The following is a 14,475-nucleotide window of genomic DNA, read 5'->3' on the forward strand; positions in this document are numbered from 1 at the left end:
TATTGCTACCTCTCCGCTGCCCCTCGACTTGCATGTGTTAGGCCTGTCGCTAGCGTTCATCCTGAGCCAGGATCAAACTCTTCGTTGTATCTTTTCTTTTTCTTTATTATACCTTCGAAGCGTTACCTGACCGAATTGACTTCTTTCTCTCTTCTTTTCCTGTACTACACTTGCTTCTTCAATTTCCTCAATGAACTTGGCAAAAGTTCCCCGGGGCGTACCCCGTTTCCTCTTTTGCGGTTGCAAAGTTAATTCATTTTCCTACTCCGCTCCAAATTTTTTTACCACTTTTTTATGCTATATAACATAAAATTATACAATAGACTTATTTTCAACTAAGTATATGTAAAAAAAATTTCTCGAATAGATGCTTTCAAACAAATTATTCCGGACTCTTAAATGGAGCTATGCAGTCCATATAATAAACTCAGAGAATAAAAACAGCTGTAAAATTATCTTTTTACCTTTATTTTCTTACCAGACAAATCTTCTATTTCTGCATTAACACTTAACCGGAAGCGATCGCAACTATCAAATCCATGAACCTTCTTCGGTGTTTCCCCTGCAAAGCAGGAACTTTGCAACGATGAATAATGTGCACAATTCCTACATATCAATTTCCCTTTATGAACAAATGTCTGTTCTTTTTTCCCATATCGATCTTTCACTCCAAAAGAAACATAATTGCCCAGCCCCAATCCATGATGGACAATCTCGATAATACCTACCACCAAAAGACAACACAATAGCAGTACAAACAAGCCGATGATATTGGTGAACATATAAATCATTCCTACAATACCTACAAAATAAACCATCGACCACAATAGTCCTGCCCACAGACTACCCCGCCGGACGAAACTCTTAACCATCAAGAATATTTGGAGACCCTGTAAGACCAACAGCAACCCCAATGAGAGAGCCATACCGGGTTGCCAAAACAATCGCGACGCCATATATCCCAAGAGGCACAAGGGCATAGAATATACACCTATCCGCCGACCACCAGACCCGATGGAATGTACAAGCTGAATGTCGTCAAGAGTAGCGGTGAACGAGGTCCACTGATTGATACATATAAGCGCTACCAGAATATACAATATGAGATATACGAACATTCCCAACGCTCCATATCCGGCATATCCGTAAAACCAAAGCGCCTGATCGCCATGCCCCGCCATATAGACCACTTCTATTATGCTCAATGACAAAAACACCACGATATTCAGTTTGTACCGCCACCCTTCCAACCAATTACCTCTTACCCGGTGGACCCATAACAAGAAGCACGACAAAATGAAAATCGCCCATACAAAAGTCATCGCGACATTGGCGTTAACAATCCACGTCCACCTCTCTCCATACAACGGCAGAGGCAAAATATTTTTCAAGAAGGATAGATTTTCATCTTTTTCGGCTAAATTCCCCACCTCAACTTCTTCGAGATAATTGGCATTCACATACGCCACCTTACCATTAAAGTTGATTTTCGCCCAAGCATCTTCAACCGACTCCACTATGACAGTGTCGCTTTTTGTAATAGTTCCAATTTTTTCACTTTGTACAGACGGCTGCTCACGGACATTCAAATTCGAGACACTAACGGCACGATACGAGACAACCTCTGCCGAACAAACCGCACACATAAAAGAAGAGAGAATGAAGCCAAACAAAACTGTTTGAATACGAGTAATCGTTTTCATGGAGAGTAATTATAAGATTTGCAATCCGATTATGATATCACTTGCAAATATAATCTTTTCCTACAAAGGACCAACGACTCTCTTCACTTTATTTTCTTCATTCTCCCAAAACCTCTTCTAGACACTTTCTACAAGAGGAATTACCCGATTGAGATTTATCTCTCTTTCAACTAAGAAGCTGTTTTAAATTATTGAGAAATAATATTATCATTGCAAGCAGGTATGTTCCGTCCATATTGAGCCCCTGTCTCGCATCTCGAATCCCTTGATTTTTGTCAATAGCCCGCTATTGACAAAAATCTCGGACTCCAATCGGCTTCAATATAGGTCTCAATCTGCCTCGGAATAAATTAAAACAGCTTCTAAATCGTTTCACACGGCAACCCAAAGGCTTCGGCAACTGCCGGATAAACGATTTTGCCATCGACAATATTCAGTCCTTTATACAATGCCTCATCTTCGGAACAAGCTTTTTGCCAACCTTTATCGGCTAATTGAACCACATAAGGGAGCGTAGCATTTGTCAAAGCCAATGTCGAAGTCGCAGAAACAGCACCGGGAATATTGGCTACACAATAGTGTATTATACCATCGACTTCGTAAACCGGTTCGGAGTGCGTCGTCGGACGAGAAGTCTCGAAACAGCCTCCCTGATCGATAGCCACATCGACCAATACAGAACCCTTTTCCATTGTGGACAGCATATCTCTCGTGATCAAATGAGGGGCTTTCGCACCCGGAATCAACACAGCACCCACTACCAAATCGGTCGTAGGAAGCTCTGCACGAATATTAAATTCAGAAGAATACAACGTTTTAATATTAGCCGGTTTTATTTCATCGATATGCCTTAAACGCGACAATGAAAGGTCTGTGATTGTCACGTCGGCCCCCATTCCGGCGGCAATGCGAGCTGCCGAATACCCCACAACCCCGGCGCCAATAACCAACACTTTTGCGGGTTTTACTCCCGGAACACCACCCATCAATTTTCCTTTTCCACCTTGCGGTCGTTCTAAAAAACGCGCACCCTCTTGCGTTGCCATTCGTCCTGCCACTTCCGACATAGGAATCAACAAAGGCAGGCTGTGATCTTTCAACTCTACCGTTTCATAGGCCAAACACGTGGCTCCACTCGACATCATGGCCTCTGTTAATCTTCTATCCGAAGCAAAATGGAAATAGGTAAACAACAATTGGCCTTTACGGATAAGCGGATATTCAGGAGCAATAGGCTCTTTTACCTTTACAATCATTTCGGAGATAGCGTACACGTCTTCAATAGTCGCCAATATTTTCGCTCCGACTCGTTCGTATGAACTATCCGGGAAACCACTATTCTCTCCGGCTCCTTTCTGGACGTACACCGTATGCCCATGTTTTACCAACTCATTCACTCCTGCCGGAGTCATGCCTACTCGGTTTTCATTGTTCTTGATTTCTTTTGGAATTCCTACAATCATAGCCTATAAGTATTAAGATTAGATTAAATTCGGTTGAAAGATAAGAAAATTATTTTTTACTTTATTACATCAACATTCATTTTTTTCGACAAAAAACGGGGAGGTTCTGATTCATCAGAGCCTCCCCCTCTAAATATCTATACAGTAATGTATTTAATTCTTCTTGACCAACAAAACCGAAGGCACAGCCCGCTCTCCTTCGTGGTCGTATATTCCATTATCGCAAGGATAATTAATAACCCCATATCCTTGTATATACAGCGTGGAAGAACCGCCACCATCTAAATTAAGAGCATCGGTCGCCCCCATCTGCCGAGCGAATGTCCGCAAATCATACAGATTCACTCCTTTCGCACCATCTAACCTCCCATCAAAAACTATCAACAACACCTTATTATCATCGGTAGTAGCCACGCAGGTGCGAGGATGCGTATCGGTAGTGAAAGTATTGCTCCACATAGCGACATCACGACCGTCGTCCAACATCAAAGGCCCCGACACAACAACTTGCTGATAATTTCCACCCTGAGCAGCTTCCTCCGTCGAACTCCACTTTTTTATTTCCACAACATCTCCCGTCGCACAAAAAGCCCCCGTCGCACGTGTGGAAAATTCATTTGTCTGAGTAGCAGCCATCACTGTACCATTACATTTCAAAAAATGACGACTGATCCCGGTCGAAGTATTGAAATATGTTCCATTTACAGCGGCCAATGCGTTAGCAGCCAATGCCCGATCGCTAGTCGTCTTTTTTAGCGAACCTGCCTCATAAGACACCAAAAAGGAAACATCGGCTTTATTCAAATCGATTTCCAGCATGCTTATCGTTTGAGGATAATCGAATAGTAACGGAACTTGGGCCGTTTTACTAATTATTCCTGTCTGAATTTCCCGTTCCTGCCATTGTATTCCGGCAATGGCAATTGAATCGGCTTGATTTCCGCCCGATGGTCTTTGCGGAACCGACGAACTACCATCATCTTTCCCACACGAAGACATACCCACAATCATCGACACAACCATTACGGGCAAAAACAACTTACTCCATTTCATCTTCCTTGAACTATTGAAGAAACCGTGTGGATATCAAAAATTAAATTTTTCGAGTTTCATCTCGGAAAGCTCTTTCATCTTTCCTACATACGAAACAAAATGAGCTGTCTGTTCATGAATCGACAATGCATCGGCATCTTTCCATGTCTCGCAAATCATCAATACATCGGGACGTGTACTGCTCTCAAAAATATCATATGCTACACAACCCGGCTCCTTCAATGAGCATTCTGTCAATTTTCTCGCTATATCAAGAACCTTATCTCGACAAGATTTCTCTACCTGAATAAAAACATTCAATCTAATCATAACTTTTCAATTTATTCGATACCAGTTTTGAACTGGTAAAAGTAATATATTCTCCTCATAAAAGAGATTGCGAAAAACAAATATAACTAAACAAATTCCTCAATCTCTAATAAACGAAGAGCCGCCTCTGCAACAGATACGGCTCTTCCATCTACTATATTTTAATTCTATTAGAATGGCAAATCATCGGTAGGAGAAGACGCCAAATCGGGAGCTGCCGGAGCCGGTGGGAACGGAGCTATATCGTTGGGCATCGGAGGCATATCGGGAACACCCTGAGCAACAGGAGCTGACTTTTCTATCTTCCAAGCTCTCACATCGGTGTACCAACGACCATTAAACTCCCTACTTTCAAGATCAAAGCTAACCACGACATCTTCGCCGATAGCGGCAGGATATTGATCTACTTTATCACCGAAAAGATTGAAACAAACTTTTCGAGGATATTGCTCTTCTGTTTCCAAAACATACTCTTGCTTTTTCCACGGATTGCCTGCTTTCGAAACACCCTCCTGCAAAGGCAACACATGGATTATTCTTCCTTTAATTTCCATATTCAATTTACAAACTGTGTAATTATTCGGCAACAAATATAGCAAAAGGTAAGGGGTAAGGCAAGATGAAAACAAGTTTTTTTCACTCCGTTCTGCCCAAACTTCATTTTATATCGCAAAAGCAGCGAGACTTCCAATAAAAACATTTTCACTTTTTTATTTGTTATATTACAAAAACCTTTCTCTATAACATTTATTAAAAAGGAGTTTTAACTAAACCCTCAATTTTATAACAAGTCACCTCTCTTGAAATCGGAAAAATCACATTATCTTTGCAAACTGAGATTATATATTCAAACAAATGAAAGAAAAGCAATTACTTAAAACCATCGTAGAAGGCATTCAAGAAAAAAAAGGAAAGAAAATTACAACCGTAGATCTCTCAAAAATAGAATCGGCAGCCACCTCTCATTTTATTATTTGCGAAGGACAATCGACAACCCAAGTCATGGCGATTGCCGATAGTATAAGAGAATATGTATTACAAAATACAGGAATAAAACCTTTCGGATATGACGGATATCAAAACGGACAATGGATTGTTATCGACTACGGTAACATATTGGCCCATATTTTTTTGCCGGAATACCGAAATTATTATAAGCTCGAACAATTATGGAATGATGCCAAATTGGCAGAAATTCCCGATGTGGAATAATTTTTGATACATCAACAGCACATTATATCATCAAAATATGGGAAACAACAATATGTCTCCATTAGGACCTAAAAAGAAAGGTATTCGATTCAATTTGTATTGGATGTACTCGCTCATCGCTCTCGTTTTAATAGGACTTTACTACATGAACGACAACACGATGAGTAAAGAAGTGAATTGGACCGAATTCGAAAAAATCGCCAAAGAGGGCGGTATAACCAGACTGACCGTTTTCGCCAAAAAAGATTATGCCGAAGCCCAACTGAACGACAGTACAGCCAAAGCTGTCTTTAAAACTGACAAAATAAACGGGAAACCAGTAATATATACCAATATTCCTTCGGGAGACAGTTTTGCAAAAACTCTCGATACGTGGAAAAAGGAAGATGGTTTTAATGCAGAAGTCTATTACGAAAACAGTAGTGACCTAACTAACATATTATGGTCGGTAGGCCCATTCATATTACTCATTGTATTTTGGATTTATTTAGCCCGCCGAATGACCAATCAAGGCGGAGGAGGCAGTGGAGGAGTATTCAATGTAGGGAAAGCCAAAGCTCAACTTTTCGATAAAGACGGCGCTGTAAAAGTGACGTTCAACGACGTTGCCGGATTATCGGAAGCCAAACAAGAAGTCGAAGAAATCGTAGAGTTTCTAAAAAATCCCAATCGTTATACCAACTTAGGTGGCAAGATCCCCAAAGGTGCCTTATTGGTAGGTCCTCCGGGAACCGGAAAAACATTATTGGCAAAGGCCGTTGCCGGAGAAGCCAACGTCCCGTTTTTCTCTTTATCTGGTTCCGATTTCGTAGAAATGTTCGTCGGTGTGGGAGCCTCTCGTGTTCGCGATCTTTTCAGACAAGCCAAAGAGAAAGCTCCGTGTATCGTCTTTATCGATGAAATCGATGCTGTGGGGCGTGCTCGTGGGAAAAATCCGAATATGGGTTCTAACGACGAACGAGAAAATACATTAAATCAGTTGCTAACCGAAATGGACGGATTCGGCTCGAACAGCGGAGTTATCATTTTGGCCGCTACCAACCGAGCCGACATATTGGATAAAGCATTGCTGCGTGCCGGACGATTCGACCGTCAAATCTACGTAGAACTACCCGAATTGAACGACCGGAAAGAAATATTTAAAGTCCATTTAAGGAATGTAAAAATAGACGATTCTGTCGATGTAGACCTTCTGGCTCGACAAACTCCCGGCTTTTCGGGCGCAGATATAGCCAATGTCTGCAATGAGGCCGCCCTCATCGCCGCCCGAAAAAACAAAAAAAGCGTTCAACGGCAAGACTTCATGGATGCTGTCGATCGTATCGTCGGCGGTCTGGAAAAACGATCTAAGATTACAACCCAAGAGGAGAAACGCTCCATTGCCATACACGAAGCCGGGCATGCTTCTATCAGTTGGTTATTGAGATATGCCAACCCCCTCATCAAAGTAACGATCGTTCCTCGCGGACGTGCATTGGGAGCCGCATGGTATCTCCCCGAAGAACGACAAATCACGACACGCGAGCAGATGCTCGACGAAATATGCGCCACATTAGGAGGTCGTGCAGCAGAAGAAGTATTTATCGGACGAATCTCTACCGGTGCTTCCAACGATTTGGAGAGGGTTACCAAACAGGCTTATGCTATGGTCGTTTATTTCGGTATGAGCGAAAAATTACCGAATCTTTCTTACTATGATTCCACGGGGCAAGAATATGGATTTACCAAACCGTATAGCGAAGACACAGCTAAACTCATCGATGAAGAAGTAAGCAAAATCGTAAGCGAACAATACGAAAGGGCTAAAAAAATTCTAAAAGAGAATGCCGACAAACACGCCCAACTGGCAGAAGTATTGATCTCCCGTGAAGTTATTTTCTCGGAAGATGTCGAACATATCTTTGGAAAACGTCCGTGGGTATCTCGCTCCGAAGAAATCTTGCAGGACGAAGAATCGGCAAAACAAGAAGGAGAAAAAGCCGAGAAAGAAACCCAAGAAAAAGACCTCTCGACAGGAAACAACAATACCCATGAAAGGGAAAACAAAACGGAGGAAAAACCAGAGAAAGATTCGGAGAATACATAGTTTTCACCAACTCCCCCTATATAAGAAAAGAGGTATCGACAAGTCGATATCTCTTTTTTATGTCGCATCACCAAAAAAGAGCCCTAAATAAACGTAAGTTTTTTCAGAGAATAGTTATATTTGTCAGCGATTTATCAAAACAAAAAAATCGTGAAAAATTTATTGACCCGAACTTTAACCGGTATCCTTTTTATCGTTATCATCACAACGGCCGTTCTATCAGGAGCTTATACATTTCTCTTTATATTCGGTATCATCTCGCTCCTCGGATATATCGAATTTATAAACCTGACTCAATTTGGCAGAAAGTTCGATAAGATATTACTCATGCTCGACATGGCAGGAGCCTGTGCCCTATTTCTAGCTGTATTTTCTTTCTCTGGACAATTACCATATAACTTCCAAAAGGCTTCTATCCTCACTTACGTTATTTACCTCATCGCACGTCCAGTCACGCAACTCTATTCGACACCCGAAAAATCGCCCATAACCAGTTGGGCATATAGCATTTTAGGTCAAATTTATGTTGTACTGCCTCTGGCCCTATTAGGAGTTTGGGGATACAAAAGCGACTATCAACTATTCATGAATACCGAATATTTGCTGATGGCTCTTTTTGTATTCGTATGGACAAACGATACCGGTGCGTATATCGTAGGTTGTACGTTAGGTAAACATCGACTGTTCGAGCGCATATCGCCAAAGAAGTCATGGGAAGGATTTTTCGGAGGTTTGGCATTCTGTATCATACTCGCTTCTTTGGCAAACCACATCATACCGGGTATGCTTTCGACAGCCCAATGGATAGGTATGGGAATCTTAACCTCCATATTTTCCACTTGGGGAGATTTATGCGAGTCCTTACTCAAACGTACGGCAGGAGTAAAAGATTCCGGGAAAATATTGCCGGGGCACGGAGGTATTCTCGATCGCTTCGACAGCGAATTGATAGCCTCGCCCGTTATATTCATATATCTGACTTTCGTTTTATAACCCCGATGCTTGCATCGGCTTCTTTTTTACATTAAATTTGTAATTATTCAAATATCCGCCTATGAACGACCAACGTTATAATCTGCGAGGCGTATCGGCTTCAAAAGAAGATGTACATAACGCCATAAAAAATATAGATAAAGGAATTTTCCCAAAAGCGTTTTGCAAAATTATACCCGACATACTCGGAGGAGACCCCGAATATTGCAACATCATGCACGCAGATGGAGCAGGGACCAAATCGTCATTAGCTTACATGTATTGGAAGGAAACTGGCGACCTCGGTGTATGGAGAGGCATAGCGCAAGATGCCCTCATCATGAACATAGACGATCTGCTCTGCGTAGGTGCGACCGACAATATACTCGTGTCCTCGACGATCGGACGAAATAAACTATTAGTTCCCGGAGAAGTCATCTCGGCAATCATAAACGGGACCGAAGAACTCCTCGCCGAATTGCGAGACCTCGGAGTAAACGCATATAGTACCGGAGGCGAAACGGCCGATGTCGGAGATTTGGTTCGAACGATCATAGTCGATAGCACTGTCACTTGTCGCATGAAACGGAAAGATGTCATATCGAATGGCAATATCCGGCCGGGCGATGTCATAGTAGGATTATCGTCCTATGGACAAGCCTCGTATGAAAAAAGCTATAACGGAGGCATGGGCAGCAATGGTTTGACATCGGCACGACACGATGTATTCGGGAAATATCTCGCGACCAAATACCCCGAAAGCTATGACAATGCAGTTCCTGACGAATTGGTATACTCAGGGACATTGAAACTTACAGACAAAATAGCCGAATTAGGAATAGATGCCGGTAAACTGGTATTGTCACCTACACGAACATACGCCCCTGTCATTAAAAAATTGCTTGACGAGATGCGGTCGCAGATACACGGTATGGTACACTGTTCGGGGGGAGCTCAAACCAAAATCATGCATTTCGTAGAGAAGATGAGAGTTGTCAAGAACAACCTCTTTCCGGTTCCGCCTTTGTTCAATATCATACAAGAACAATCGGGAACCGACTGGCATGAAATGTACAAAGTATTCAACATGGGGCATCGCATGGAAATCTATGTAGACTCATCGAATGCTCAAAAAGTTATCGAGATCAGCCATTCATTCGGTATCGACGCTCAAATTGTAGGATATACCGAAGCGTCCGATCGCAACGAGCTAATCATAGAATCGGACAAAGGACGATTTGAATATAGATAAATTCCGTTTCACAATTTAATTAAAACAACTATGTTAATTATAGGAATAGCCGGCGGAACCGGTTCGGGAAAAACCACCGTTGTACGAAAAATTATCGAAAGCCTACCCGCCGGACAAACTGCCGTTATTCCACAAGACTCCTATTATTGGGATAGCAGTCATATACCCGTAGAAGAAAGACAAAATATCAATTTCGACGAACCGGCTGCCATCGACTTCGATTTACTGGTAAAACATTTGAAAGGACTGAAAGCGGGACACTCCATCGAACAGCCCATATATTCGTTCCTGACATGTACCCGCTCCAACGAGACAATAACCGTCGAGCCGCGCGATATAGTCATCGTCGAAGGTATTCTTATTCTTTGCAATGAAGAGCTCCGAAACATGATGGATATGAAAGTATTCGTCGATGCAGATGCCGACGACCGACTTATCAGAGTCATCAATCGGGATATTATCGAACGAGGACGTACGGTCGAGATGGTTATCGAACGCTACGAACGGGTTTTGAAACCGATGCATCTGCAACATATCGAACCTACAAAACGATATGCCGACATCATTATCCCCCAAGGCGGACACAACTCGGTGGCCATAGAAATCATGACCAATTTTATTTCCCACAAACTTAAAGGTTAGAAATCATGCGGAGGGCAATATCCTATTGGATATATATACTCTTCGTGCTGATTTTCGTCTCGGCTTGTGGAGGAAACAAACAGCACTCGTCAGAAAATGTCTTGAACGATTTCGATTCTATCTGCCAGCGTGGAGAATTACGTGTCTTGACATTGTATAGTTCCACGTCCTACTTTATTTATCGTGGAGAAGAAATGGGATACGAATACGAACGTATCAAACAATTCGCAGATCACTACAACCTGAAAACGAAAGTCATCGTCGCTGACAATATCAAGCGCCTCACCGAAATGTTGCAAAAAGGCGAGGGTGATATTATAGCTTATGAAATGCCCATTATCGGCGATGCCAAGAATGAATGGTTATATTGCGGAGCGGAAAACATCACTCACCAAGTGCTGATTCAACTTCGAAAACCTAAAAACGAAATGATTAACGACGTTGTCGATTTAATCGGGAAAGATATTTATGTCGAAGCAGGTTCTAAATACGAAGACCGAATCAAAAACCTCAACGATGAACTCGGCGGCGGGATACATATACATCATATCGACAAAGATACAGTCGTTACCGAGGAACTTATAGAAATGGTCTCTACGGGAGAGATACCTTACACTTTGGCCGATAATAACCTCGCGCAATTGAATCGTACCTACTATAACAACATAGACATTCATCTGAAAGTTAGTTTCCCGCAAAGAGCTTCATGGGCGGTAAACAAGCATTCCAAATCCCTCGCTCATGCTATAAACCAATGGGTAAAGGAAAACCACAAATCAGACTCTTACCGAAGTATTTCCCGCAGATATTTCGAACTGAGTAAAACTTTACCGGCATCGGCCGTACTATCCATACCCAAAGGACAAATATCTATCTACGACCCTCTTTTTAAAAAATATGCCAAGCAAATAGATTGGGACTGGCGCATACTTGCCGCCCAAGCCTATAACGAATCCCATTTCGATACTTTGGCGGTATCGTGGGCCGGAGCGAGAGGGCTTATGCAACTGATGCCTCGTACGGCTCAGGCATTCGGTGTTTCCATGAACGAAATAACCAATCCCGAAAAAAATATCGGTGCGGCTGTAAAAAGTATCCAATCTCTCAACAAGAGTCTTGCCGATATCGAAGATAAAAATGAACGCATAAAATTTATATTGGCTGCTTATAATGGAGGGCTCGGACATATACTCGACGCTATGGCGCTCGCTAAGAAATATGGGAAAAATCCCCATGTATGGGATAAAAACGTGAGTGAATTCATTTTACTTAAAAGCAACCCTGAATATTTCAATGACGAAGTTTGTAAATTTGGCTATTTCAAAGGCAGACAAACCGTAGCCTATGTCCATGAAGTTTTACGCTATTACAAAATATACCAAGAAAAAATTCCTTTATAAAAATCACATTCTCCAAAAAATTCGTATATTTGTATAAATAGAATACAAAAGTAAGCTATATCCCGACATAATCAATAGGAACATTTGTTTTCATTCTTGTATTATTTTGTACATAAACATATTACTAACTTAAAAATTGAAGTTATGAAAAAGAACAAATTAAACATGGTTGTTGCCATAGCGTTGTGTGTATCGCTGGGTCTTTCTTCTTGTATCGGATCATTTAAATTGACTAATAAAGTACTCGGCTGGAACGAAGGTGTAGGCAATAAATTCGTAAACGAACTTGTATTCATCGCATTCCACATTATCCCCGTATATGAATTGACAGTAGTTGCCGATATTCTTGTATTGAACTCCATCGAATTTTGGAGCGGTGAAAATCTTGTATCTCAATCGACAAAAGAAGTAAAAGGAGAAAATGGAGATACTTACTTAGTAACGACCGATGAAAACGGTTATACGATTACCAATCAAAAAGACAATACGACTATCGGGTTCGTGTTCGATAGCAATGACAACTCTTGGTCTGTTTCTGCCAATGGCGAAACGACGAAGTTTATGACATTCGTCGATGACAATCATGTAAAAATGCCGGGAGTCGATGGAAACGACATGATCATAGAACTCTCGCAAGCGGGTGTAATGGCTTATCAAGAAGCTGCACAGCACTTTAATTTCGCCATGAAATAATCATTAGACCATAACACCAAAAAGAGGGAAGCCGATTAATCGGCTTCCCTCTTTTTTGTTCGAATAAATGGAGAGATATTTTTCAAAATTCCCGTCTCTCCCTCAACACGTTATTCCAACGCAACTTTTTCCAAAATCAAAACCAAATGGTTCCAAAATTTCTCTACCGCCGGAATATGCATCTTCTCATCGGGCGAATGAACTCCCCGCAATGTAGGACCAAATGAAATCATATCGAGCTGAGGATATTTCGTTAAAAACAATCCACACTCCAATCCGGCATGAATAGCCTTGATAGCAGGTGTCTGTTGGTATAATTCTTGATAAGCCTCGACTGCAATATCTTTAATGCGAGAGTGCATATTGGGTTTCCAGCCCGGATACCCGTCGCCATGAGAAGGTTCAGCTCCGGCCAAACGGAACAGACACTCAACTTGATAAGCGATATCGTATTTCTCCGACTCTACCGAACTGCGCTGACTGGTTGCCACGACAATCTTACCCGGCTCGGTCATTTTAACAGATGCCAAATTGGTCGAAGTCTCCACCAAGCCCTCTATATCATGACTCATGGCTATTACTCCGTGAGGAGCTGCATAAAGAGCGCTTATCAAAGCACGTGCAACTTTATCCTCTATCATAAATTCGGGAGTATCGGCAGTCACCATGTCCACAGTCACATTGGGATCAACTCCGCTCAGTTCAGCAGCGACATCGGCAGCATAATGATTCAACTCGGCTCGAACAGCCTCTTTTTCCTCGGGGTTTACCGCGATAACAGCCATTGCCTCCCGCGGTATGGCATTGCGCAAATTACCACCGTCGATAGCACACAAATGCACTTCGTGACGTTGCATACACAACCATAAAAAACGAGCCAACAATTTATTGGCGTTTCCTCGACCCAAATGAATATCCCCGCCGGAGTGGCCTCCCAAAAGATTCTTTACCTCGACACGTAAATAAAATTTACCGGCGGGTAATGCTTCTTGCTTATATGTAAAAGCCGATGTCGTATCGATACCTCCGGCACAGCCGATAAAAATCTCGGCTTCATCTTCCGAATCGAGATTCAATAAATATTTGCCATCGATCATTCCGGACTCTAATCCGAAAGCTCCTGTCAAGCCCGTCTCCTCATCGACCGTAAACAGAGCTTGTATCCGTCCGTGCTTCAACTCTTTATCGGCAAGAACAGCCATAGCTGCCGCCATACCTATACCGTTATCGGCCCCTAATGTCGTTCCGCGAGCCTTCACCCATTCTCCATCTATATACGTTTCGATAGGATCTCGCTCAAAATCATGCTTCACATCTCCGTTTTTCTCACACACCATATCCATGTGAGCTTGCAATATTACCGTAGGAGCTCCTTCACAACCCGGAGTAGCTTCTTTGGTAATAACTACATTCCCGGTTTTATCAACCTTTACTTCAAGGTTCTGCTCCTTAGCGAAGTTCAATAAAAACTCACGAATACGTTCCTCCTTTTTCGAAGGGCGGGGAACCCCGGTTATCGCATCAAAATAGTGCCAAATTGATGTCGGTTTCAGCTCTTTTATGTCCATACTTTTTATATTTTAGTTGCAATTTGATCACTGCTAAACTTTCTGCATTCGAAGAAATTTATGTTAAAATTCACTCTTTTGCCGATTCTGTCGGCAAAATATTTCCATTCTTCGACCGAAAT

At 42.1% G+C, this 14,475-nt stretch carries 13 protein-coding genes and 1 rRNA gene; 7 read left to right on the forward strand and 7 right to left on the reverse strand.

The features are described 5' to 3' along the window. The 6 genes from NBH06_RS06350 to NBH06_RS06375 form a co-directional block, all read right to left on the reverse strand. Positions 1-88, reverse strand: a 16S ribosomal RNA gene (locus NBH06_RS06350); the annotation flags it as partial. A 364-nt stretch (positions 89-452) separates the two neighbouring features. After that, positions 453-1,703 carry an SH3 domain-containing protein gene (locus NBH06_RS06355; RefSeq protein WP_250793384.1) on the reverse strand — a complete coding sequence of 417 codons (1,251 nt, stop codon included), beginning with the start codon at positions 1,701-1,703 and terminating at the stop codon, positions 453-455. A gap of 362 nt (positions 1,704-2,065) precedes the next feature. Then, entirely contained in the window at positions 2,066-3,166 is a 1,101-nt protein-coding gene (ald, locus tag NBH06_RS06360; protein ID WP_021891959.1) for an alanine dehydrogenase, read from the reverse strand. 153 nt (positions 3,167-3,319) lie between these two features. Continuing rightward, entirely contained in the window at positions 3,320-4,219 is a 900-nt protein-coding gene (locus NBH06_RS06365) for a phosphodiester glycosidase family protein (RefSeq protein ID WP_195491701.1), read from the reverse strand. Between the two features lie 33 nt (positions 4,220-4,252). Next, complete coding sequence (locus tag NBH06_RS06370; protein WP_008862459.1) at positions 4,253-4,528, reverse strand: putative quinol monooxygenase; 276 nt, start codon at positions 4,526-4,528, stop codon at positions 4,253-4,255. Positions 4,529-4,698: 170 nt separating this feature from the next. Next, positions 4,699-5,082, reverse strand: coding sequence for a DUF3127 domain-containing protein (locus NBH06_RS06375; RefSeq protein ID WP_195491702.1), 384 nt, complete (start codon positions 5,080-5,082; stop codon positions 4,699-4,701). 301 nt (positions 5,083-5,383) lie between these two features. Here NBH06_RS06375 and rsfS point away from each other — a divergent pair, with 301 nt between their 5' ends. The 7 genes from rsfS to NBH06_RS06410 all read left to right on the forward strand — a co-directional run bounded on the left by rsfS (position 5,384) and on the right by NBH06_RS06410 (position 12,785). Continuing rightward, on the forward strand, positions 5,384-5,740 hold the full coding sequence (gene rsfS / locus NBH06_RS06380; RefSeq protein WP_046415765.1) for a ribosome silencing factor: 357 nt from the start codon (positions 5,384-5,386) through the stop codon (positions 5,738-5,740). 37 nt (positions 5,741-5,777) lie between these two features. Next, positions 5,778-7,826, forward strand: coding sequence for an ATP-dependent zinc metalloprotease FtsH (ftsH, locus tag NBH06_RS06385; protein WP_250793386.1), 2,049 nt, complete (start codon positions 5,778-5,780; stop codon positions 7,824-7,826). Positions 7,827-7,976: 150 nt separating this feature from the next. Next, positions 7,977-8,819: a phosphatidate cytidylyltransferase gene (locus NBH06_RS06390; protein WP_250793388.1), complete on the forward strand. Its 843-nt coding sequence runs from the start codon at positions 7,977-7,979 to the stop codon at positions 8,817-8,819. Positions 8,820-8,880: 61 nt separating this feature from the next. Next, positions 8,881-10,050 carry an AIR synthase related protein gene (locus tag NBH06_RS06395; RefSeq protein ID WP_046411693.1) on the forward strand — a complete coding sequence of 390 codons (1,170 nt, stop codon included), beginning with the start codon at positions 8,881-8,883 and terminating at the stop codon, positions 10,048-10,050. Positions 10,051-10,080: 30 nt separating this feature from the next. Continuing rightward, complete coding sequence (udk, locus tag NBH06_RS06400; protein WP_250793390.1) at positions 10,081-10,692, forward strand: uridine kinase; 612 nt, start codon at positions 10,081-10,083, stop codon at positions 10,690-10,692. A gap of 5 nt (positions 10,693-10,697) precedes the next feature. Then, positions 10,698-12,092 (forward strand): MltF family protein, encoded by a 1,395-nt coding sequence (locus NBH06_RS06405; protein ID WP_046411697.1) that lies wholly within the window; start codon positions 10,698-10,700, stop codon positions 12,090-12,092. Positions 12,093-12,236: 144 nt separating this feature from the next. Then, positions 12,237-12,785: a DUF3332 domain-containing protein gene (locus NBH06_RS06410; RefSeq protein WP_008862468.1), complete on the forward strand. Its 549-nt coding sequence runs from the start codon at positions 12,237-12,239 to the stop codon at positions 12,783-12,785. A 110-nt stretch (positions 12,786-12,895) separates the two neighbouring features. Here the strand turns inward: NBH06_RS06410 and NBH06_RS06415 are convergent, their stop codons facing one another. Next, positions 12,896-14,353 carry an aminoacyl-histidine dipeptidase gene (locus NBH06_RS06415; RefSeq protein WP_008862469.1) on the reverse strand — a complete coding sequence of 486 codons (1,458 nt, stop codon included), beginning with the start codon at positions 14,351-14,353 and terminating at the stop codon, positions 12,896-12,898. Between the last annotated feature and the right edge of the window lie 122 nt (positions 14,354-14,475).

The organism is Barnesiella sp. B2-R-119 (assembly GCF_023656675.1).
GTDB classification, from domain to species: domain Bacteria; phylum Bacteroidota; class Bacteroidia; order Bacteroidales; family Barnesiellaceae; genus Barnesiella; species Barnesiella intestinihominis.